Origin of the sequence: Azoarcus sp. TTM-91 (assembly GCF_012911025.1) — a bacterium.
In the GTDB taxonomy this organism is placed as follows: domain Bacteria; phylum Pseudomonadota; class Gammaproteobacteria; order Burkholderiales; family Rhodocyclaceae; genus Azoarcus.
In genome coordinates this window covers 46892-68178 of record NZ_WUEI01000003.1, presented here as the reverse complement: position 1 = coordinate 68178, position 21287 = coordinate 46892, and the positions used below count along the sequence as shown (strand labels likewise).

Sequence of the window (21287 nt, the reverse complement as noted above, 5' to 3'; positions counted from 1 at the left end):
GCGCTTACTGGCCGTTGATGGCCGTCTGCATGGAGCGCAGCATGCCGTTGATGAAGGTGATGCTGGCTTCGTAATGCACCGAGTTCTCGGCGAAGGCGGCGCGTTCCACGTCCATGTTCACCGTGTTTCCATCCACCGCGGATTGCAGCTCGGTACGGTACTTGGTGGCACCTTCGAGGATGTTGCCGGTGCCGCCTTCAATATGCTTCGGCTGGGTGCGGGACAGCGCCATGCCGTTCTCCTTGCCGCTGAGCACGCCTTCCAGCGCCTCGCGAAAATCGATGTCCTTGGCCTTGTAGTGAGGCGTGTCGGCGTTGGCGATGTTCGAGGCCAGCAGCTGCTGCCGGTAGGCCTGGACATTCAGGGCTGTCTGATGAAACTGGATCTGCTTGTCGAACTGGGTTTTCATCGCCTTACCTCACTCTTCATTGCCCGCGCCGCAGCTGGAGGGCTGGGTGCAGGCACTCAGGCCATTGCACCTTCCATGCCACGAATGGTAGCGATCACCCTGCAAGCACCTTGGCGAGATAAGGCCCCAAAAGCCCGGCCAATTTAGCCGCTAGCCGGCGGCCGCTCCGCCGGAATTGCCGGGCCACGGCAATCTTTGCCGCAGGTGTCCGGGTTGCCGTGGGCAGCGCGACCGTGATGCAATCCCGGCATGAGAAAGACATCCCGCCTGCGCCTGCACGCCTTCCCCCTCGCCCTGCTGCCGCTCAGCTGCCCCGCCTTCGCCCAGCAAGCCCCCGAACCGGTCAATCGCACGGTGCTCGCCTTCCTCCAGCAGGAAGCCCGCGGCCTGCCGGGCAAGGTGGAGATCGAGGTCGGCGGCCTGGATCCGCGCAACCAGTTGCCGCCTTGCGCCAACCTCATCCCCTTCCTGCCCGCGGGCACCCGCGCCTGGGGCCAGATCAGCGTCGGCGTGCGCTGCGACTCGCCTGTCACCTGGACGGCCTACATCCAGGCCCGGGTAGCCGTCACCGCCGACTATCTGGTAGCGGCGCAACCCTTGCGTGCAGGGCAGATCGTCGGCCAGGCCGACATCGGCCGCCGGCGCGGCGACCTCGCGGCGCTGCCGGACAACACGCTGACCGACCCGGCTCAAGTTCTAGGCCTGCACACCCGTTATGCAGTAGCCGCCGGCAGCCCGCTGCGCGGGGACATGCTGCGCATTCCGCATGCGGTGCGGCAGGGCCAGAACGTGCGCGTAGTGAGCGCCGGCCCGGGCTTCAGCGTGAGTTCCGAAGGGCGTGCCATGAACAATGCGGTGCCCGGCGAGATGGTCCGGGTACGGATGCCCAACGGCCAGGTGGTGACCGGCACCGCGCGGCCCGGCGGCGATGTGGAGATCCCGCAGTGAAGCGCCTGCGCGGGAGAGGCCGGGACAGCCGGAACGATTGGTGCTTTAATTGCTAAAGTTTTTCTCCAGCCTGCCGATGACCGGTTGGAGAATCCATTTTGGAGCGGCATCATGAAAATCGAAAGTTCCGGGCCTTCCGTCGGCGGGGTCTCGACCGCCGACACGCGCCAGCGTACCGCGCCGTCTAAGCCGAGCGAAAGCGGCGAAAAAGTTCAGCTCTCCTCGCTGTCGTCCACCATGCAGAAGGCCGAAGCCGCCATCGCCGACACGCCGGTGGTGGACCAGCAGCGTGTCGATGAAATCCGCCAGGCCATCGCCGAGGGCCGGTTCAAGGTTGACGCCAACCGCATTGCCGACGGCCTGATCAAGGACGTACGGCAGATGCTGGACGCCCAGTCCTGACCGTCCCCCGCCCAGCCAGACCGTAATTAGATGCCAGCTCCCGTTCCCGCTCCGACCCCTGCCGACATTCAGCGCCTGGCCCTGCTCATCGAAGCGGAAGCCATACAGCTGCGCGAGTTCATCGGCGTGCTGGAGAAGGAGACGGCGCTGCTGATCGCGGCGGACATCGACGCGCTGATGACCCTGACCAAGGACAAGACCGACCGCTACCGCCAGCTGCAGCGCCTGCACGACGACCGCGCCATGCTGCTCGGCCGCATGGGCCGCAGCCATTCGGATGCCTCCATCCGCGAGCTGTGCAAGAACCTGCCGCGGGTACTGGGGCGCTGGGAAGAAGTGCTGACCCTCGCCCGCGACGCCCGCGAGCGCAACCAGCTCACCGGCAAGCTCATCCACGAGCGCATGCAGCACAACCAGACCGCGCTGTCGGTGCTCCTCGCCGCCGCGGACCAGCCGCAGCTCTACGACGCCGCTGGCAACGCCCGCCCCACCGGCGGCGGCCGCATGCTGGGCAGCGCCTGAACCGCCAGCTCCTGCGTCGACACCCAGGCGCTGCTGCCCGCACCGGCGCCAGACGCCACCGAAGCCCGCGCCCGCCCTTCCCCGGTCTGTTATTCTGGCGCCCGTTTTTCCGCACCGCGCCTCCAGCATGACTGCCAAGCAATACGACGAATCCTCCTTCCGCGTCCTCAAGGGCCTGGAGCCGGTGCGCGAGCGCCCGGGCATGTACACCCGCACCGACTCGCCGGCGCACATCATCCAGGAAGTGATCGACAACGCCGCCGACGAAGCCCTGGCCGGCTTCGCCAAGAAGATCCACGTCACCCTGCACCTCGATGGCTCGGTGACGGTGGCCGACGACGGCCGCGGCATTCCGGTGGGCCTGCATCCAGAAGAAGGTGTGCCGGTGGTGGTGCTGGCCTATACCCGGCTGCATGCCGGCGGCAAATTCGACAAGCGAGAAGGCAACAGCGCCTACGCTTTCTCCGGCGGCCTGCACGGCGTCGGCGTGGCGGTGACCAACGCGCTGTCCACCCGCGTCGAGGTCGAGGTCAAGCGCGAAGGCAAGCTGCACCGCATCGACTTCACCGACGGCGGCGAGCAGATCGGCGAGGTAAGGGTGGAAGGCGAATGCGGCCGCCAGACTGGCACCCGGGTGCGGGTGTGGCCGGATGCGCGCTACTTCGACAACCCGCGCGTGCCGGTGAGCGAAATCGAGCGCCTGCTGCGCAGCAAGGCGGTGCTGCTGTCCGGCGTCAGCGTGCGCCTGGACACCGAGCAGGCCAGTGGCCCGGCGCTGACCAAGACCTGGTCCTATCCCGAAGGTCTGGCCGGCTATCTGAAGGAAGTGGCGGGCGATTTCGAGCCGGTGGCGCCGATCTACACCGCCGAAAACTACGCCGGCAAGGACGACGCCAGCTTCGCCCCCGGCGAAGGCGCGGCCTGGGCCATTGCCTGGTTCGAGAGCGCGGTGCCCAGCGAATCCTATGTGAACCTGATTCCGACGGTGGCCGGCGGCACCCATGAGTCCGGCCTGCGCGCCGGCGTGTTCGAAGCCATCAAGTCCTTCATCGAACACCACGCGTTGCTGCCGCGCGGCGTCAAGCTACAGCAGGAAGACGTCTGCGGGCGCATGAGCTTCGTCCTCTCCGCCCGCCTGCTGGACCCGCAGTTCCAGGGCCAGGTGAAGGAGAAGCTGAACTCCCGCGAGGCGGTGAAGCTGGTCTCCTCCCAGATCCGCGACCCCTTCGAGATCTGGCTGAACAACCATGTCGAGGCGGGCAAGGCGATCGCCGAGCTGTCGATCAAGCAGGCGCTGGCACGGCAGAAGAGCGCGCAGAAGGTCGAAAAGAAGAAGACCTCCGGCGTGGCCGTGCTGCCCGGCAAGCTGTCGGACTGCGAGTCCGAGGACATCGCCGAGAACGAACTCTTCCTGGTCGAGGGCGACTCCGCCGGCGGTTCCGCCAAAATGGCGCGGGACAAGGAAACCCAGGCCATCCTGCCCTTGCGCGGCAAGGTGCAGAACGCCTGGGAGATAGACCCCGACCGCCTGTTTGCCAACGCCGAAATCCACGACATCGCCGTGGCCTTGGGCGTGGATGCGCACAAGGCCGACAGCAACCCGGATCTCTCCGGCCTGCGCTACGGCAAGGTCGTCATCATGTCGGACGCGGACGTAGACGGCTCCCACATCCAGACCCTGCTGCTCACCCTCTTCTTCCGCCACTTCCCGGCGCTGATCGCGCGCGGCCATGTGTATATCGCCCAGCCGCCGCTGTACCGCGTGGACGTACCGGCCCAGGGCAAGAAGCGCCCGGCGCGCCGCCTCTACGCACTGGACGACGGCGAACTCGCCGCCATCCGCGACCGCATGCAGCAGGAAGGTTTCAAACTGGAGCAACTCGAGATCGGCCGCTTCAAGGGCCTGGGCGAGATGAACCCGGATCAGCTGCGCGAAACCACCATGGCGCCCGCCACCCGCCGGGTGCTGCCGGTGCAGGTCCGCCCCGGCGCCGCCGAGGAAACCCAGCGCATGTTCACCCTGCTGATGGGCAAGGGGGAAGCCTCCGGCCGGCGTGCCTGGATGGAAGACAAGGGCGACACGGTGGAAGCCGACATCTGAGGCTTTCCCCCGGGCGGGCGAAGCGGAATGCATCTTGCTTAAGCGCAGGATCCGCGACTCCCTCCTGCCCGCCATGGCCCGCCCCAAGCCCGTCGAAAACCTGGTCGATTTCGGTCCGCTACCGCCCCACGTCAATGCCCTGCTGCAGGAAGGCGTGAGCTGCCACCGCAGCGAGCCGGCACGCGCCCGCGCGCTGTTCCGCCACGCCATCGAGATCTCGCCCTCCTCCCTGCCCGCCTACCGCTGCCTGTTCAAGCTGCAGAACCAGCAGCGCGACCTGGACGACGCCCTCGCAGTGGCCCTGGACGGACTGGCCGAAGCCGCCCACCAGGCGCGCATCAGCCACGATTGGCGCACCTGGACGCCGGACGACGTAGGGGAAAGCAAACGCCGCACGGTGCCGCAGCGCTTCCTGCTCTCCTTCCTCAAGGCGCTGGCCTTCATCGAGCTGCGCCGGGGCAACCCGGAAGTCAGCCGCAGCGTGCTCGGCCATCTGCAGCAGCTGGACCCGGACGACGGCGTCGGCCATTCGGTGATCGCCGCCCTGCTGGAAGACGCCGAGGACGAGTGAACACCGCCCCGGTGGCAAATCCGACAAGCGCCGCAGCCGCGTCGCATCCTCGCCGCCGCGGTTGGCGGCTGGCGCCGCGAACGGGGTAAGATCGGGGCCCTTTGCCAATCCGGCCCGCGCTTCACCTCCGATGAGTAACGACTCCCTCGATCTGTTCGACGCCGCAACGCCCCCGGCCCCTCCCGCTCCGCCTCCACCGGAAACCCCGGTTTCCGGCGAACTCGACGACGGCGCGCTGCCGCTGGACCGCTACGCCGAGCGCGCCTACCTCGCCTATGCGATGAGCGTTGTCCGCTCGCGCGCCCTGCCCCAGGTGGAAGACGGCCTCAAGCCGGTGCAGCGCCGCATCCTGCATGCGATGAACGAGATGCGCCTGAGCGCGCAATCCAAGCATGTGAAGTCCGCCCGCGTGGTCGGCGACGTCATCGGTAAGTACCACCCCCACGGCGACAGCTCGGTGTACGACGCCATGGTGCGGGTCGCCCAGGATTTCTCGCTGCGCTATCCGCTGGTGGACGGCCAGGGCAACTTCGGCTCGCGCGACGGCGATTCCGCCGCTGCCATGCGTTACACCGAATGCCGGCTGACGCCCATCGCCGAACTGCTGCTGTCCGAGATCGACCGCGGCACGGTGGATTTCATCCCCAACTACGACGGTGCCTTCGAAGAGCCGCAGCTGCTGCCTGCCCGCCTGCCCTTCGTGCTGATGAACGGCGCCTCCGGCATCGCGGTCGGCATGGCCACGGAAATTCCGCCGCACAACCTGCGCGAAGTCGCCGAGGCCGCCTGCCACCTGATTCGCCATCCGGAAGCCGGTCTGGACGAAGTCCTGCCGCTGCTGCCCGGCCCCGACTTTCCCGGCGGTGGCCAGCTCATCTCCACGCCGGAGGCCATCCGCGACGCCTACACCAGTGGCCGCGGCAGCCTGCGCATGCGCGCACGCTGGCGCATCGAGGAGTTGGCGCGCGGCCAATGGCGCGTCATCGTCGAACAACTTCCGCACGGCGTATCCACCGCCCAGGTGCTGTCCGAGATCGAAGGCATCACCAACCCGCAGCCGCGCGCCGGCAAGAAGGACGTCTCCCAGGAGCAGAAGAACCTCAAGCAGCTGGTGCTGGGCGTGCTGGATACCGTGCGTGACGAGTCCAGCGACAAGTCGCCGGTGCGCATCGTGCTGGAACCGAAGTCCAGCCGGCAGGGCCGCGATGAGTTCATGGCGGTGCTCCTCGCCCACACCAGCCTGGAAAGCTCGGTCTCGCTCAACCTGACGATGATAGGCCGCGACGGCCGGCCGCAGCAGAAGAACCTGGTGCAGATCCTCAAGGAGTGGATCGACTTCCGCTACCACGCTGTCGAGCGGCGCACCCGCCACCGGCTGGGCGAAGTGGATCGCCGGCTGCACATCCTGGAAGGCCGCATGATCGCCTTCCTGCACATCGAAGAAGTGATCCGCGTCATCCGCGAGTCGGACGAGCCCAAGCCGGCGCTGATCTCCGCCTTCGGCCTCAGCGAGCTCCAGGCCGAGGACATTCTCGAAATCCGCCTGCGCCAGCTCGCCCGGCTGGAAGGCTTCAAGATCGAGAAGGAACTGGCCGAGCTCAAGCAGGAGCGCGAAGGGCTGCAGCACCTGCTGGACAACCGCAACGCGATGACCAAGCTCATCCTCAAGGAAATCCAGGAGGACGCGAAAAAGTACGGCGACGACCGCCGCACGCTGCTGGAAACCGTTGCCCCGGCGGCCAGCGCCGAGCTCAGCGTCGCCGACGAACCGATGACGGTCATCCTGTCGCGCAATGGCTGGGTACGCGCCCGCCAGGGCCACGGCATCGACCCGGCGGCGGTGTCCTACAAGGCCGGCGACTTCGGCTTCGCACTGCTGGAAACCCGCAGCACCTGGCCGCTGATCGTCATCGACACCAACGGCCGCGCCTATACCATCAAGGTCTCCGACCTGCCAGGCGGCCGCGGCGACGGCGTGCCCATCACCACGCTGGTGGACTTCCAGGACGGCGGCAAGCTGGCCCAGGTCGTCTCCGATGCACCGGACACCGTCTGGTTCTTCGCCAACAGCGGCGGCTACGGCTTCCTCTGCTCGGTGGCCGATGCCAGCAGCCGCCAGCGTGCCGGCAAGGCCTTCATGAGCCTGGAAAAAGGCGAGCGCATGCTGACGCCGGCCAAGGCAGTGGGCAACTGGATTGCCGCCGCCTCCGAGGGCGGCCGCCTGCTGGTGTTCCCGCGCACCGAGATGAAGGTGCAGAGCGGCGGCCGCGGCGTCATCGTGATGGCCCTGGACGAAGGCGAAGCCCTCGCCGCGGTGGCGGTGCCGGCGGATGATGCGGTGATGGTGGTGGAAGGAACCGGCCGGGGCGCTAAAGCCACGACCCAGGAACTGAAGCCGGCACAGCGTGAAACCCTGCGCCACCGCCGTGCTCGCAAGGGCGTGCCGCTGTCACCCAGGATCAAGCCGGAGCGGATGCGCTGATCCATCCTTGAGCGCCTGCTCACACCAGGCGCCGCGCACGAACCGCTATGAAAAAACGGCCGGGAATCCCGGCCGTTCTTCTTTTCCTGCCTTGCGGGACTGGCTCACTGCCAGGCACGCCAGAATTGCCACCAGCGGCGCTGACGCATCGCTCGCTGCGCCTCCTCCATCCACGCCGGGCGGGAGCCGTTCTCCACGTACCAGCTACCGAAGCGCTGGTCGACATCACAGATATGGCGGATCAGCCATACGCGCAGGAAGTGCAGCAGTTCGAAGGTGATGGAGGCTTCGCCCTTGTCCAGCTTCGCCTGCAGGGCGTGGATCTGGTCGATCAGCGCATCGTGGTAGCTGCGGTGCTCCTCGTACTCCGGGTAGCCGGACTCCTGCATCAGCCGCTCTTCGATGGCGAAGTGCTCGCGGGTGTAGTTCACCAACTCATCCAGCGTTCGCCGCACCGCCTTGGAGCCCTGACGTTCGTGGATCGCCGCGTTGAGACGGTTCAGCAGCGCAACCAGTTCTTCGTGCTGCTCATCGATGTCACCGATACCGATGTGATACGCCTCGCTCCATTCAAACAGATCAGCCATCGTCCTGCCTCCTATACCGTATGGTATGGATTGTTTGCTTCATACCGTATGAAGGCCTTGACTCTCGTCAATGGGCCAGGGCTTTGGCCCCGCCGTTCATCAGGGCGTGCTGGCGGCGGCCGGCTCCGGCGGCAGGATGGAGCGGATGGGGTCGTTGCGCGGGATGCGCCCTGGTGCGGCCGGTGCCGGTTCGCCCATGCGCGACTCGATCATGATCGTCACCCGCCGGTTGCGCGAGCGGCCTTCTTCAGTGTCATTGGCCGCCACCGGCCGCTGGTCGGCATAGCCGGCAGCCGTCAGCCGCTCCGGCTGCACCCCGGCATCGACGAACAGCCGTACCACCGAGGAAGCCCGCACCGCGGAGAGCTCCCAGTTGGAAGGGAAGCGGAAGGTGTTGATCGGCGTGTTGTCGGTGTGGCCCTCGATGGTGATGGGGAAGTCCGCCCCGGCCAGCACGTCCGCCACCGCCCGCAGCGCAGACACCGCCGGCACACCCAGCATCGCATCGCCTGGAGCGAACAGCACGCTGGCGTTGATCTCCACCGTGATGCCGAAGGCGCCCTCGGAGACGCTCACCTGGCCGCCGCGCGTCAGCGGCTCCAGCACGCGGCGGATCTCGTCCGCCATGTTGCGCATGCGCTGCGCCACCTGCTGCCGCCTGGCCTCCGCCGCCTCCTGCTCGGGCGTGCGCGCCGGTGCTGCGGCCGGCGCCGGCACCGCCGGCGACACCGCGCTGATCTGCGGCAGCACGATCTGCTGGCCCCCTTCGTCCTGCACGTTGATGTTGCGGAAGGCCTGTACCAGCGAATCTGAGAGCACCCGGTACTTGCCTTCGTTGATGGACGACAGCGAGTACATCACGACGAAAAAGGCGAACAGCAGCGTAATGAAATCGGCATAGGACACGAGCCAGCGCTCGTGATTCTCGTGTTCCTCTTCCTGGCGTCGTCTGCGTGGCATGGCTGGGCTCCGGTTAGGCGCATTCTACGGACAAACGCTGCATTCCTTTAGTGACACCGCGGCAGCGCCAGGCCGCGAAAAGCAGCACAGCGCGACGACAAATGCAATACCGCCGCCTCAAGGCGGGGCTGGCGCTGCCGTATATAGTGATAACGGAAAGCGTCCCCCGAGGCCGAAAAATGGACTTCATCTTCAATAGCGTGCGCAACAAGCTCCTGCTCATCTGCGGCGGCGGCACGACGCTGGTGCTGCTGGCCGCGGGCATCGGCCTGTTCCTGCAATACCAGTCGATCAACCGGCTGACTTCCGGCGAAGTCGCCGAACTGCAGAACCAGCGGGCCTCGGTGCTGGAGAGCAAAGCCGCCTACAACGGCCAGTTGCTGGAATGGAAGAACACCCTGCTGCGCATCAGCGACGCCCAGGCGCAGGCCCAGCACTGGAATACCTTCCTCGCCCGCGAGAAGGAGGTGCGCGCCCAGGTCGCCCACCTCGCCAGCGTCGACAATGCCCAGATCCGTGAAATCGTCGCCGAGTTCGGCCGCGCCCACTCCACGCTCAGCCAGACTTACCAGACGGCACTGAACGACTACAAGATCGACTTCAACCTCTACGACCTCGAAGAGAACGTGCGCGGCGCGGACGCCAACGCCAGCGCCCTGCTCGACCAGCTGGTGAGCGCGATGGTGAGCTACATCGACATGCGCACCCAGGCAATAGACCGCAGCTCCAACCGCATCGTCGCCATCAGCGTCGGGCTGATGGCGGCTGCGTGCGTGCTCGCCTTCGGCATATTCCTGTGGCTGCTGCGCCAGCAGATCACCCAGCCGGCGGAGGAACTGGAACGGGCACTGCAATCCCTCGCCCGGGGCGACTTCAGCCAGCCGGTACGGGCTCGCACCCGCGACGAGATCGGCCGCATCGCCACCAGCGCGGAGACCATACGCCGAGATCTCGGCGCGCTGATCCAGCGCGTGGCCGCATCGGTGAAACAGGTGGATGAGGGCGCCGGCGGGCTGGCCGGCGAGAGCCGCAGCGTAGCCTCTTCCGCTGCCGCGACATCCGAAGTGGCGGCCTCCACCGCGGCCACCGTGGAGCAAGTCACCCTCTCCATCCAGAGCATCAGCGACAACGCCGGCCGGGTCAGCGAACTCTCCCGCACCGGCGCCAGCGAGGCGCGGCTGGCGGAGGGCAAGCTGGCGTCCCTTGCCGGCTCCATCGACGAATCGACCACGATGATGAACACCGTGACCGAGACGGCCCAGGACTTCATCCGCAATTCCCGCGAGATCGCGGCCATGACCCAGCAGGTGCGGGAGATCGCCGACCAGACCAATCTGCTGGCGTTGAACGCCGCGATCGAGGCGGCGCGGGCCGGCGAGCAGGGACGCGGCTTCGCGGTGGTGGCCGACGAGGTGCGCAAGCTGGCGGAGAAGTCCAGCCAGTCGGCCAGCCAGATCGACGCCATCACCTCCGGGCTGGGCGATCAGGCCGCCAGCCTGGAAAAAGCTCTGAACCGCGGCCTGCAGGCGCTGGAATCCAGCCGGGAAAGCATGAGCGAGGCGGCAACCGCGCTGAGCACCGCCAGCCGCTCCTCCGAACGCGCTTCGGAGGAAGTCGAGCAGATCAGCCAGTCGGTGAAGGAACAGAGCGAGGCGAGCAACCAGATCGCCCGCCATGTGGAGACCATCGCCGAAATGGTGGAACAGAGCCATGCCGCGGTCGGCCGCATGGCCAGCACCGCCGACGGCCTGCATCATGTGGCCGACGAGCTGAAAGCCTCCATCGACAGCTTCCGGCTCTGACCCGCGGCCCCACGCCGGCACGGCAACGCTGCCAAGCTCAGACGATATAGCCCTGCATGCGGCTTTCGATGATGCGCGGGTTGTCGCCATTGGCGATGCCCACCAACCCATCGACGAACATCTCGCGCTGGGCCACCAGCACGCCGATGTGCGCCATCAGCTTCTTGGCGATGGGAAGGAAGATGAGGTTGGCCGAGCCCACGCCGTAAATGGTGGCGACGAAGGCCACCGCGATGCCGGCACCGAGCTTGGACGGATCGCTGAGGTTCTCCATCACATGGATCAGGCCCATCACCGCGCCCAGGATGCCGATGGTGGGCGCATAGCCGCCCGCCCCTTCCCAGATACGCGCGCACTGCTTGAGCTGCCCTTCCCAGGCACCGATCTCTACCTCCAGCACCTCGCGCAGGCGGCCCGGCTCCACGCCGTCCACCAGCATCTGCAGGCCCTTGCGCATGAAGGGATCGGGCAGACGGTCAACATGGTTCTCCAGCGCCAGCAGGCCTTCCTTGCGGGCGATCTGGCTCCAGCTGGTGACTTGCTGGATGACCTGTGCCGGGCTGCTGGAAGGCGGCACGAATACCCATTTGCCCATCTTCATGCCCTGGATGAAGACCTTCAGCGGGCTCTGCAGCATCACCGCGCCCAGGGTGCCGCCGATGACGATGAGGAAGGCGGTGGGCTGGACCAGCGAGCTGATGTGCCCCCCTTCCAGCGCCTGGCCGAGCACGATGGCGGCGAGCCCGAGCGTCAGGCCGACGAGACTGATACTGTCCATGCTTAATGGCTTCCGGTTGGCAAGCTCGGGAAAGGCTGGCGGGCCGGCCGCTGCCGCGCGGCGGCGTCAGCCCGTGAAAGGTGCAAGCCGGCCGGCACCCGTCAGGCCTCGGCCGCCGGCTTCTTGGGCGGACGACCGCGCCGGGCACCGCTTGCGGCAGCAACGCTGCGCCCGCCCAGCATGTGCGAGCGCAGGCGGGCAACCGCCTGGCTGTGCAGCTGGCATACGCGCGACTCGGTGACGCCCAGCACTTCGCCGATTTCCCTGAGGTTGAGTTCTTCTTCGTAATACAGGCCCATCACCAGCTTTTCCCGCTCCGGCAGCGCTTCGATGGCACGCACCAGGTGGGAGCGCATGTCGGCGTCTTCGAGCAGATCCAGCGGGTTGCTCTCATGCTCACCCAGGTGGCGCTCGAAATAGTCCTCGCCCTCGCCATCGGTGAAGTCCTCGAAATAGACCAGCTGGTGGCCGCGGGCATCCTGCAGCATGCGCTGGTACTCCAGCAGCGGCACCCCCAGGGATTCGGCCAGTTCGGTCTCGCTGGGCGCGCGGCCGAACTGCTGCTCCAGCAAATGGATGGCGCCTTCGATGCGGCGCATGTCGCGGCGCAGGCTGCGCGGCAGCCAGTCGTTCTCGCGCAGGCCGTCCAGCATGGCACCGCGGATGCGCTGCACCGCATAGGTTTCGAACTGCGCGCCCAGACCTTCCTCGTAACGGTTGATCGCGTCGAGCAGGCCCATCATGCCGTTCTGGATCAGGTCTTCCGGCTCGACACTGGCCGGCAGCTTGACCATCAGTTGATAGGCGATCCGCTTCACCAGCGGCGCGTAGGCCGTCACCAGGTGATCCTTGTCGAGATTGCCCTCAGCGTCGTACATCCATTTCGCCTGTATCTTCTTGCGGCGGGAACGCTCCGTCGAGGTACCGCCCGAATCCGCGGACGGCCATTTTCCCGCACCGGCGGCACCATTACCAGCGGGATAGGTAAAGGGCATCACAGGCTCACCGTTCGCGCGGCGGTGTCAGGACACGGCCGCTCCCATCCAGCTTCGCCAGTTGACGCAGGAAGGCGGCTTCCGGTTCGCCTCCACCGCCGACCGGCGGGGTACGCACGAGGCCATTGGCGAGATCGTCGCGCTCCACTTCACCCAGCCATGTCAGCGGCACGCCGACGTGGCGGCGCACCAGCGCATCCAGGCTGGCAAAGAAGGCGGCCGCCTCCTCCCGGCTGCGGGCGCGGGAAACAGCGACATGCAAGGAGCCGGCGCCGGCGCCGGCAAGCTGCTTGATCACCTGATAGGCGTCGGTGGCGCCCGGCGCGCTGGCCTCGGCCACCAGCAGACGGCGCGGCGCGGCATGAACGAAGGGGGAAGGATCCGCGGCGGAATCCGGGGCGGCATGCACCAGCACGAAGCCTGCATGCCGGTGCAGCACCTTCAGCGCCTCCACCAGGCAGGCACGGCGGGCATTGTCCAGCAGCGGCAGCGCAAGCGCGGCGGCGGCAGCCGGCACCCGCCCCATCAGGCCGGGAATCGGTTGCAGCAACTCGGCCAGCGTCAGCCTGCCATCCAGCATCTGCAGCAAGTCCGGGCCGGGCGCAAGGCCGAGCACGCTGCCCAGGCCGTCGTCGCCCCCAGCCTCGTCCAGGATCAATACCCGGTCCGCCTGGCCGGCAATACGGTGGGCTGCACGCACCGCGTGATGAACCCGGTAGCGGCCGGTGGCGTAAAGCGCCACCACCACCGGCGGCGCCCGGCGGAACAGCCGGCGCAGGCCGGCGGCCTGATCTTCGCGTCCGTCCAGCATGTCAGGCTCCTGCGCCGCCCGCCGCCAGCATCAGGCCGGCTTCGTCGCCCTGCAGCCGCCAGGGCGATTCGGCCGCCGGCTCACGCATGGCGCGGTGCAGCAGGTAGGCACGATTGGGCAGGTGCAGGTCTTCCGGCACCCGCTGGCCATTGGCTACGTAAAAGACATCCAGCTTGCGGCGCACCGCCACATCCACCGCCGGTGCGAGCGAAGCCGCCTCGTCCACCTTGGTGAAGATGCAGCCTTGCAGTTCCGGGCCGGCGTAGGCGCGCACCACATCGTCCAGTGTGTCGCCGCGGCAGGTGGCGTTCAGCAGCAGCAGGCGGCGCACGTCGCCGGCACCGGTCAGCATGGCGGCCTGCTCGGCCACCGCCTTGTCGCGCTGGCTCATGCCCATGGTGTCGATCAGCACCATGTGCTTGCCGCGCAGTTCGGCCAGCGTCTGGCGCAGGTCGGCGGCGTCGCGCACCGAGAACACCGGTACGCCGAGGATGCGGCCATAGATGCGCAGTTGCTCCTGGGCGCCGATACGGTAGCCATCGGTGGTGATCAGGGCCAGCCGGCTGGCGCCGTGGCGCACCACGCAGCGCGCGGCCAGCTTGGCGGTGGTGGTGGTCTTGCCGACGCCGGTGGGGCCTACCAGGGCGTAGACGCCGCCACGGTCGATGATGTCGTCGTCGGAAGAGCGTGCACGCAGCAGGCGGTCCAGCACGCCGCGCACCGAGGCGCGGGCTTGCTCCGGCGTGGCGTCCTCGGCCACCGCCTCGCACAGCTTGCGCGCGGTGGGGCCGGAGAAGCCGGCTTCCAGCAGTTCACCGACGACGGCGGCACGAGCCGGCGCATGGCGGCGGGTTTCGCCCCAGGCGAAGCCAGCGAGCTGGCGTTCGATCATGCCGCGGATGCCTGCCATTTCTTCCATCAGCCGGGCATTGGTTTCCTGCAAGGCCTGCACGCGGGCGTCTTCCGCTTCGCGGGCGAGCGACACGGCCGGCGCGACGACTGCGGCGGGCTGGAGCGCAGCCTCTGCCAGCGGACGCGCCATCGGCTGGCGCTGGGGATAAGGCTCCGGCATGTCCAGCGGCAGCGCGGCGGGGCGCTGAGTGGAGGGCGCGGCCGGGCGGCGGCTGACGATGTGGTCGGTGGGTTCTGCGCGCGGCGGGCTGAACGGGCGGATCACCTGCGGCCGGGCCACGGGCTCGGCTGCGGCGCGGGGCGGCGCCTCGGAGGTGGCGTTGCGGGGGATCGCGCCGGCGGCAAGGCCGGACAGGCTCACATGGAAATCGTCGTCATCGAAGGGAAACGGCGTGGGCGCGGCGTGAGCACGCGGAGCAGGCACCGGGGCAGCGGCCACCGCCGGCTTGACGGGCGACTGCATCGCCCCGACCGCGTCGGCGGGAAGCGCCAGGATTTCGACCCCGCCTTCCACCGCCCTGTTGGACAGCACGATGGCGTCGGCACCGAGTTCTTCCTTGAGGGCACGCAGGGCCTCGCGGGCGGTTTGGGCAAAGTAGCGCTTCACGTTCATCATGGATCTCCGGACAACCCCGCTTTTGGCGCAGGTTCAACCGGATTATCGGCGGCGTGGGGGTGAACCGATGGCGGGAATAAAGCCCGCTTTCCCCGCTTATTCGTCGTCGCCCTTGCTGCCGCTCCCGACACCGCAACCGCCTTTCCCCGGACGGCCGCAAGCGGCCCCGGGCCCGTCATGCAGGGGGCCGCAAACTATGCGGAAAGTGATATCAGGCCGCGCCGCCGACCACCGAGGTGACACGGATGATGCGCGACTCCGGCACCTCCGCATTGGAAATGACCTTGAGCGAGGGCACAGAGCGGCGCAGGAAGCGCGACAGCAGGGTGCGCAGCTGCGCCGGCACCAGCAGCACCGGCGGCAGGCCGATGTCTTCCTGGCGCTGGGCGATCTGCGCCGTCTGGCGCAACAGGGTGTCGGCCAGGCCCGGCTCGATGGCGCCGCCCTCGCTGCCGGCGGACATGGCCTGCATCAGGATGCGCTCCAGGCCCGGCTCCAGCGCCATGACCTGCACTTCGGCATTGCCCGGGAACAAGCTCTGGATGATGGCGCGGCCGAGGGCTTCGCGTACCCGCGCGGTAAGTTCGATCGGGTCCTGCACGCGCGGCGCATGTTCTGCCAGCACCTCGATGATGGTGCGCATGTCGCGGATGTTGACGCCCTCTTCCAGCAGGTTCTGCAGCACCCGCTGCACGGTGGAAACCGGCAGCTGCTTGGGTACCAGATCTTCGATGAGCTTGGGCGATTCCTTGCCGATGTGGTCCATCAGCGCCTGGGTTTCCTGGCGGCCCAGCAACTCGGCGGCGTGGTTGAGGATGAGGTGGTTCAGGTGGGTGGCGACCACCGTGCTGGCATCCACCACGGTGTAGCCCAGCGCATGCGCCTGCTCGCGGGTGGCGCCGTCGATCCAGAACGCCGGCAGGCCGAAAGCCGGGTCCTTGGTCTCGCGGCCGTTCAAGGGGCCGGACACCCGGCCCGGGTTGATGGCGAGGAACTGGCCCGGATAGGCCTCGCCGCCACCGATCTCCACACCCTTCAGCGCGATGCGGTAGGCGTTCGGCTTCAGTTCCAGGTTGTCGCGGATGTGCACCGGCGCGGCGAGGAAGCCCACCTCCTGCGCGAACTTCTTGCGCAAGCCGCGGATGCGCTTCAGCAGCTCGCCGTCCTGGCCCTTGTCCACCATCGGAATCAGGCGGTAGCCCACTTCCAGGCCGAGCACGTCCACCGGCGCCACATCGTTCCAGCTGGCCTCCTGCACTTCGGCCTGCGGCTGGGCCGCTGCTGCTGCAGCGGCCGCCGCCTTGGCCGCGGCCGGCTTGGCCTCCTCGCTGCCCGCTTCCTGTTTCTTGTATCCCCTCCAGGCCAGGTAGCCGAAACCGGCCGCCAGCAGGATGAAAACGAAATTGGGCATGCCCGGGATGAGGCCGAGTACCCCGATGATGCCGGCGGTGAGCGCCATCACCTGCGGATTGGCGAAGACCTGGGCGATCACTTGCGCGCCGATATCACCTTCGTCGTCCCCCACGCGGGACACCACCAGGCCGGCGGCCACCGAGATGATCAGCGACGGGATCTGCGCCACCAGGCCGTCGCCGATGGTCAGCAGCGTGTAGGTATGGGCGGCGTCGCCCACTGCCATGTCGTGCTGGATGACGCCAACAAAGAGGCCGCCGACGATGTTGATGACCAGGATGAGGATGCCGGCGACCGCGTCGCCGCGCACGAACTTGGAGGCACCGTCCATGGCGCCGTAGAAGTCCGCTTCGTTTGCGATTTCCTTGCGCCTGGCCTTGGCGGTCTTCTCGTCGATGAGGCCGGCGTTGAGGTCGGCATCGATCGCCATCTGCTTGCCCGGCATCGCGTCCAGGGTGAAGCGGGCGCTCACTTCCGCGATCCGGCCAGCGCCCTTGGTGATGACGACGAAGTTGATCAGGGTGAGGATGACGAACACCACGATGCCGACCGCGGTGTTGCCGCCCAGCAGGAAGTGGCCGAAGGCCTCGATCACCTTGCCGGCGGCGTCCGGCCCGGAATGCCCTTCCAGCAGCACGACCCGGGTGGAGGCAACGTTCAGCGACAGCCGCAGCAGCGTGGTCACCAGCAGCACCGTGGGGAACACCGAGAAATCCAGCGGCTTCCTGGAGTACATCGCCACCAGCATCACCATGACCGAGACGGCGATGTTGAAGGTGAAGAAAACGTCCAGCAGGAATACCGGCAGCGGCAGCACCATCATCGACAGGATCATGATGATGAGCAACGGCGCCGCCAGCGGCCGCAGGTTCTCCGGCGTGATCAGCCGGCGCAGGTTGAGGGCGTTGATGGCCATGGGTCAGGCAGTCTCGGCGTTCATTCTTCGGGCACTCCCGGGTCCATGCCTTCCGGCACCGGCAGCTCGGACGGCTGGGTGGGCTTGATGCCACCGCGGCTCATCCACTGGTTCAACTGATAGACGTAGGCCATGACTTCAGCTACGGCGCTGTAGAGCTGGGTCGGAATCGCATCCTCCAACTCGCAATGGGTGTAGAGCGCCCGCGCCAGCGGCGGCGCCTCAAGCATCGGAACCTCGTGTTCCTGGGCGATCTCCCGGATCTTCAGCGCCAACTCGCCACGGCCCTTGGCGACCACCACCGGCGCGCCCATCTTCTCGGCGTCGTACTTGAGCGCCACCGAAAAGTGCGTCGGGTTGGTGACGACCACATCCGCCTTCGGCACCGCGGCCATCATGCGGTTGCGCGCCATCTGCCGTTGCATGCTGCGGATGCGGCCCTTGAGCTGGGGGTCGCCTTCCTGTTCCTTGTACTCCTGCTTGACCTCGTCCTTGGTCATCCGCAGGCGGCGGTGGAATTGCCATAGCTGGAAGGGAACGTCGAGCAGCGCCAGCAAGCCAAGGCTGGCGGCAATCAGCACCGCGGTGAAGATCACCGTGTCGGCAAAGTCGGACATGCCCACCTCCAGCGGCTCCACCATGAGGTCGAACAGGTGGTCCTTCTGCCACCACAGCACCATACTGCCCACGCCGCCGACCAGCGCCGCCTTCAGCATCGCCTTGAGCATTTCCGCCAGCCCATGCACAGAGAACATGCGCTTGATGCCTTCCAGCGGATTCAGCCGGCCGAACTTGAAGCCCAACGCCTTGGAGGAAAACACCAGGCCGCCAAGCGCAATCGGCGCCGCCACCGCGGAAATCATCAGGGTGAGGAAAAGCGGCATCAGGGTGAGCAAGGCGCTACCGAGGAGGTTCTGCAGCGCAGCCAGCATCAGCGTGGGGTCAAAGGCGAGTTCGCGTTCGAAGATGAAGGCCCGCCGCACCAGGCCGAACATGCGCTCCGCCATCCAGCCGCCCAGCATCCACAGCGTGAGCACGCCGGTCATGGTGACGAGAAAGGTGGACAGTTCCCGCGACTGCGGAACCTGTCCTTCCTCGCGGGCTTGTTGCAGCCTTCGCGGTGATGCGCTTTCTGTCTTTTCGAGATCGCTGTCTTCGGCCACGGCCGGCTCCGGGAAGCCACGCCCCACCGCCCGGACAACCGGACGCAGGACGAGATGCGGCAATTATCGCCGCCGCCCGGCAAGTCCTGCCGCCGAAAAGACCGGGGAAAGCCGCCTTATTCGGGCTTTGTTCAGCTACCGCCGCAGCCGCGTTCCGGCAGGGCAGCCGGCGCTCTTCAACGCGCCTGGGGCAGCCGGTCGATACCGCGGATCTGATCGCCGCGCTTCAGGCCCCGCTCCTTGAACCAGCCGAGGTTCATCTCCAGCGCGTAGCGCGCTGGCGCCGCGGCGCAGTGATTGTCTTCGGTCTGGGGCTGCATGTCCTCGACGTTGATGAGGCGGCCCTGTGCATCCAGGAAAGCAACCGACAGCGGCAGGAGGGTGTTCTTCATCCACATGCAGTGGCCGGCATCCATCGGGAACACGAACACCATGCCGTGCTGCGCCGGCATGCTGCGCCGGTTCATCAGGCCGAGTTGTCGCGTCTGCATGGTGTAGGCCACCTCAGCCTCGATGCGGTACATGCCCGCCCCCAGTTCGACCACCGGCATCTGCACCTCGGCCCGCGCCGGAGCAGCCGCAAGCAGCACCATCGCCCCCAGCACCAGGGGCGCGCAAGCGCCCCGCCCTGCCCGCTTCATCATGTTCTGGCCCGACCTTGGAAAGACGTAGATTCTAACGCTTGCGCGAAAAAACCCGCGGCGGCCGGGGGCCCGGAGGCACCGCTACTTCCCGCCATTCGCCCGGCGCCAGCCCCTCCAGCGCCCACTCGCCGATACGCGCACGCACCAACCGCAGCGTCGGAAAGCCGACCTTGGCCGTCATCCGTCGCACCTGCCGGTTCTTGCCCTCCCGCAGCACGATTTCCAGCCAGCAGGTCGGCACCGTCTTGCGAAAACGCACCGGTGGCACCCGCGGCCACAGCCATTCCGGCTCGTCCACCTGCCGCGCCTCACAGGGAAGGGTAACGAAATCGCCCAGATCGACGCCCGCCCGCAGCCGGGCGAGCGCGGTTTCGTCCGGCTCACCCTCCACCTGCACCAGATAGGTCTTGGGCAACTTGTGGCGGGGATCGGCGATGCGGTGCTGCAGGGCACCATCATCGGTCAGCAGCAGCAGGCCCTCGCTGTCGCTGTCCAGGCGCCCGGCGGCATACACGTCCGGTACCGGCACGTAGTCCTTCAGGGTGGCCTTGCCTGGCTCGGCGGTGAACTGGCAGAGCACGCCGAAGGGCTTGTTGAGCAGGATCAGCCGGGACAATGGAAAGGCTCGAATCGCGATGAAGCGGCAACGCCTGCGTTCATCCTCGGTTTGAGCGCGAGAATTCGCGCCGGGAACAGGCTGGCCGGGCCGGCCGGGCCGCATAAACTGGCGGGGGCTGTGAGATTCGAACTCACGGAGGCCGCAAAGCCTCGGCAGTTTTCAAGACTGCTGGTTTAAACCGCTCACCCAAACCCCCTGAAATCGGTCAGGACCGCGGAGATGATTCCACTTCCGGGAAGGCGCGGAGTATAGCACTGCCGCCACCGCCTTTCCTCGCCCCGCCTCGCTCAGGCGAGTTCGAACAGCGCCACCGATTCGACATGCGCGGTCTGCGGAAACATGTTGGCGATACCGGCCGAGCGCAGCGCGTACCCTTTCTCCCGCACCAGGATGGCGGCGTCGCGGGCCAGCGTCGCCGGGTTGCAGGAGACGTAGACGATGCGCCGCGGCCGTTGCTGCTCGCCCAAGGCCTTCACCACCGCCACCGCGCCTTCGCGTGGCGGGTCGATCAGCATCTTGTCCAGCCTGCCCAGGGCTGCGAGGCTGTCTTCAGTCGCCTCGAACAGGTTCGCAGCGTGGAATTCGCTGCAGCCCTCAAGTCCGTTGCGGCGCGCGTTGGCCCCGGCCCGCTCCACCAACGCATCGCTGCCCTCGAGGCCTATCACATGGGCCCCGCTGCGCGCGATCGGCAGGCTGAAGTTGCCCAGGCCGCAGAACAGGTCAGCGATGCGCTCGCCTGGCTGCGGCGCCAGCAATTGCAAGGCACGGCGGATCAGCAGGCGGTTGGTGTGCACGTTCACCTGGGTGAAGTCGGTGGGCCGGAAATCCAACGTCACATCGAACTCGGGCAGTAAATAGCTGAGGCCGGGCGCCGCCGCCGGATAAAGCAGCGCAGCAGTTTCCGGCCCGCCAGGCTGTTCCCACACCTGCACATCATGTTCTTCCGCGAATGCGGCCAGTTGGCGGTGATCCGCCTCCGTGAAGCGCAAAAGATTGCGGAAGACCAGCACCGTGGCAGCGTCGCCCACCGCAATCTCGATCTGCGGGAGGCGATCCGGAATCGACAGCCGCTCGACCAGTGCGTGCAGTGCCGGCAGCAGCGCCGACAGATGTGGCGGCATCACCCTGCACGACTGCAGGTCGGCAATGTAGCTGGAACGCCGTTCGTGGAAGCCGATCAGCACCCCGCCCTTGCTCGGCACCCGTCGCACTCCCAGCCGTGCCCGCTGACGGTACGCCCAAGGCATGCCGTGGATGGGCGGCAGGATGGTCTCGGGCTTCACCCGGCCCACATGCCAGAAAGCGTTCTCCAATACCCGCTGCTTGGCCGCGGTCTGGGCCAGCGGGTCAAGATGCTGCATTGCACAGCCGCCGCAGAGGCCAAAGTGCGGACAGGGTGGAACCACCCGCTGCGCGCTTGCCCTGAGGATGCGGATGGCTTCCGCCTGGGCGTAATTCGGCCGGCTCTTGAGGACCTCGTACTCCACCTCTTCGCCCGGCAAGGCCCCCTCGATGAACAACACCTTGCCATCCGCATGGGCGACGCCGCGACCCTCGTGATCCAGCGATTCGATGAGGGCGGTCGGCATGGGGCAATCCTTGGGGAAAAGGCGCGATTTTAGCCTCAAACCCTGCT

Annotated in this window: 19 protein-coding genes and 1 tRNA gene; 7 read left to right on the top strand and 13 right to left on the bottom strand. The window is 67.1% G+C overall.

The window, feature by feature from the left end; all coding sequences use genetic code 11:
• Window positions 1–4: 4 nt before the first annotated feature.
• Window positions 5–409 carry a flagellar basal body rod protein FlgB gene (flgB, locus tag GRF61_RS01720; protein WP_169149006.1) on the bottom strand — a complete coding sequence of 135 codons (405 nt, stop codon included), beginning with the start codon at window positions 407–409 and terminating at the stop codon, window positions 5–7.
• Between the two features lie 249 nt (window positions 410–658).
• On the opposite strand from flgB, the gene flgA reads away from it, so the two are divergent.
• From flgA to parC, 6 genes are all read left to right on the top strand, one after another.
• Window positions 659–1357 carry a flagellar basal body P-ring formation chaperone FlgA gene (gene flgA / locus GRF61_RS01715; RefSeq protein ID WP_169149005.1) on the top strand — a complete coding sequence of 233 codons (699 nt, stop codon included), beginning with the start codon at window positions 659–661 and terminating at the stop codon, window positions 1355–1357.
• 111 nt (window positions 1358–1468) lie between these two features.
• Window positions 1469–1759: a flagellar biosynthesis anti-sigma factor FlgM gene (gene flgM, locus GRF61_RS01710; protein ID WP_169149004.1), complete on the top strand. Its 291-nt coding sequence runs from the start codon at window positions 1469–1471 to the stop codon at window positions 1757–1759.
• Window positions 1760–1789: 30 nt separating this feature from the next.
• Entirely contained in the window at window positions 1790–2281 is a 492-nt protein-coding gene (locus GRF61_RS01705) for a flagellar protein FlgN (protein WP_169149003.1), read from the top strand.
• Window positions 2282–2408: 127 nt separating this feature from the next.
• Window positions 2409–4382 (top strand): DNA topoisomerase IV subunit B, encoded by a 1974-nt coding sequence (locus GRF61_RS01700; RefSeq protein ID WP_169149002.1) that lies wholly within the window; start codon window positions 2409–2411, stop codon window positions 4380–4382.
• A gap of 34 nt (window positions 4383–4416) precedes the next feature.
• Window positions 4417–4953, top strand: coding sequence for a hypothetical protein (locus tag GRF61_RS01695; RefSeq protein ID WP_211165678.1), 537 nt, complete (start codon window positions 4417–4419; stop codon window positions 4951–4953).
• Window positions 4954–5083: 130 nt separating this feature from the next.
• Entirely contained in the window at window positions 5084–7435 is a 2352-nt protein-coding gene (parC, locus tag GRF61_RS01690) for a DNA topoisomerase IV subunit A (protein ID WP_169149001.1), read from the top strand.
• A 104-nt stretch (window positions 7436–7539) separates the two neighbouring features.
• Here the strand turns inward: parC and GRF61_RS01685 are convergent, their stop codons facing one another.
• Together GRF61_RS01685 and motD are read right to left on the bottom strand one after the other, a co-directional pair.
• The gene (locus tag GRF61_RS01685; RefSeq protein ID WP_169149000.1) at window positions 7540–8022 is read right to left on the bottom strand and encodes a bacteriohemerythrin; all 483 of its coding nucleotides are present in this window, start codon (window positions 8020–8022) and stop codon (window positions 7540–7542) included.
• 99 nt (window positions 8023–8121) lie between these two features.
• The gene (gene motD / locus GRF61_RS01680; RefSeq protein WP_169148999.1) at window positions 8122–8982 is read right to left on the bottom strand and encodes a flagellar motor protein MotD; all 861 of its coding nucleotides are present in this window, start codon (window positions 8980–8982) and stop codon (window positions 8122–8124) included.
• Between the two features lie 179 nt (window positions 8983–9161).
• Between motD and GRF61_RS01675 the strand changes: the two genes are divergently transcribed.
• Entirely contained in the window at window positions 9162–10784 is a 1623-nt protein-coding gene (locus GRF61_RS01675) for a methyl-accepting chemotaxis protein (RefSeq protein WP_169148998.1), read from the top strand.
• Between the two features lie 37 nt (window positions 10785–10821).
• Here the strand turns inward: GRF61_RS01675 and GRF61_RS01670 are convergent, their stop codons facing one another.
• The 10 genes from GRF61_RS01670 to rlmD all read right to left on the bottom strand — a co-directional run bounded on the left by GRF61_RS01670 (window position 10822) and on the right by rlmD (window position 21240).
• Complete coding sequence (locus GRF61_RS01670; protein ID WP_169148997.1) at window positions 10822–11562, bottom strand: flagellar motor protein; 741 nt, start codon at window positions 11560–11562, stop codon at window positions 10822–10824.
• Window positions 11563–11663: 101 nt separating this feature from the next.
• Entirely contained in the window at window positions 11664–12440 is a 777-nt protein-coding gene (locus GRF61_RS01665; RefSeq protein ID WP_169148996.1) for an RNA polymerase sigma factor FliA, read from the bottom strand.
• Between the two features lie 124 nt (window positions 12441–12564).
• Window positions 12565–13368 carry a flagellar FleN gene (locus GRF61_RS01660; RefSeq protein WP_169148995.1) on the bottom strand — a complete coding sequence of 268 codons (804 nt, stop codon included), beginning with the start codon at window positions 13366–13368 and terminating at the stop codon, window positions 12565–12567.
• Window position 13369: 1 nt separating this feature from the next.
• Entirely contained in the window at window positions 13370–14893 is a 1524-nt protein-coding gene (gene flhF / locus GRF61_RS01655; RefSeq protein ID WP_169149065.1) for a flagellar biosynthesis protein FlhF, read from the bottom strand.
• A gap of 214 nt (window positions 14894–15107) precedes the next feature.
• Window positions 15108–17225 (bottom strand): flagellar biosynthesis protein FlhA, encoded by a 2118-nt coding sequence (flhA, locus tag GRF61_RS01650; protein WP_169148994.1) that lies wholly within the window; start codon window positions 17223–17225, stop codon window positions 15108–15110.
• A gap of 20 nt (window positions 17226–17245) precedes the next feature.
• Entirely contained in the window at window positions 17246–18388 is a 1143-nt protein-coding gene (gene flhB, locus GRF61_RS01645) for a flagellar biosynthesis protein FlhB (RefSeq protein ID WP_169148993.1), read from the bottom strand.
• A 176-nt stretch (window positions 18389–18564) separates the two neighbouring features.
• The gene (locus tag GRF61_RS01640; protein ID WP_169149064.1) at window positions 18565–19029 is read right to left on the bottom strand and encodes a DUF192 domain-containing protein; all 465 of its coding nucleotides are present in this window, start codon (window positions 19027–19029) and stop codon (window positions 18565–18567) included.
• A gap of 34 nt (window positions 19030–19063) precedes the next feature.
• Window positions 19064–19648 (bottom strand): pseudouridine synthase, encoded by a 585-nt coding sequence (locus GRF61_RS01635; protein ID WP_211165677.1) that lies wholly within the window; start codon window positions 19646–19648, stop codon window positions 19064–19066.
• 109 nt (window positions 19649–19757) lie between these two features.
• Window positions 19758–19847: transfer RNA gene (locus tag GRF61_RS01630), tRNA-Ser, on the bottom strand.
• Between the two features lie 91 nt (window positions 19848–19938).
• A complete protein-coding gene (rlmD, locus tag GRF61_RS01625) occupies window positions 19939–21240 on the bottom strand; it encodes a 23S rRNA (uracil(1939)-C(5))-methyltransferase RlmD (RefSeq protein ID WP_169148991.1) in 1302 nt (433 codons plus the stop codon).
• Window positions 21241–21287: the final 47 nt, after the last annotated feature.

Excerpts from the sequence above, each read along its gene's own strand:
- flgB (WP_169149006.1), bottom strand. The coding sequence starts at position 409 with ATGAAAACCCAGTTCGACAAGCAGATCCAGTTTCATCAGACAGCCCTG.
- flgA (WP_169149005.1), top strand. The coding sequence starts at position 659 with ATGAGAAAGACATCCCGCCTGCGCCTGCACGCCTTCCCCCTCGCCCTG.
- flgM (WP_169149004.1), top strand. The coding sequence starts at position 1,469 with ATGAAAATCGAAAGTTCCGGGCCTTCCGTCGGCGGGGTCTCGACCGCC.
- GRF61_RS01705 (WP_169149003.1), top strand. The coding sequence starts at position 1,790 with ATGCCAGCTCCCGTTCCCGCTCCGACCCCTGCCGACATTCAGCGCCTG.
- GRF61_RS01700 (WP_169149002.1), top strand. The coding sequence starts at position 2,409 with ATGACTGCCAAGCAATACGACGAATCCTCCTTCCGCGTCCTCAAGGGC.
- parC (WP_169149001.1), top strand. The coding sequence starts at position 5,084 with ATGAGTAACGACTCCCTCGATCTGTTCGACGCCGCAACGCCCCCGGCC.
- GRF61_RS01685 (WP_169149000.1), bottom strand. The coding sequence starts at position 8,022 with ATGGCTGATCTGTTTGAATGGAGCGAGGCGTATCACATCGGTATCGGT.
- motD (WP_169148999.1), bottom strand. The coding sequence starts at position 8,982 with ATGCCACGCAGACGACGCCAGGAAGAGGAACACGAGAATCACGAGCGC.
- GRF61_RS01675 (WP_169148998.1), top strand. The coding sequence starts at position 9,162 with ATGGACTTCATCTTCAATAGCGTGCGCAACAAGCTCCTGCTCATCTGC.
- GRF61_RS01670 (WP_169148997.1), bottom strand. The coding sequence starts at position 11,562 with ATGGACAGTATCAGTCTCGTCGGCCTGACGCTCGGGCTCGCCGCCATC.
- GRF61_RS01665 (WP_169148996.1), bottom strand. The coding sequence starts at position 12,440 with ATGTACGACGCTGAGGGCAATCTCGACAAGGATCACCTGGTGACGGCC.
- GRF61_RS01660 (WP_169148995.1), bottom strand. The coding sequence starts at position 13,368 with ATGCTGGACGGACGCGAAGATCAGGCCGCCGGCCTGCGCCGGCTGTTC.
- flhF (WP_169149065.1), bottom strand. The coding sequence starts at position 14,893 with ATGAACGTGAAGCGCTACTTTGCCCAAACCGCCCGCGAGGCCCTGCGT.
- flhA (WP_169148994.1), bottom strand. The coding sequence starts at position 17,225 with ATGGCCATCAACGCCCTCAACCTGCGCCGGCTGATCACGCCGGAGAAC.
- GRF61_RS01640 (WP_169149064.1), bottom strand. The coding sequence starts at position 19,029 with ATGAAGCGGGCAGGGCGGGGCGCTTGCGCGCCCCTGGTGCTGGGGGCG.
- rlmD (WP_169148991.1), bottom strand. The coding sequence starts at position 21,240 with ATGCCGACCGCCCTCATCGAATCGCTGGATCACGAGGGTCGCGGCGTC.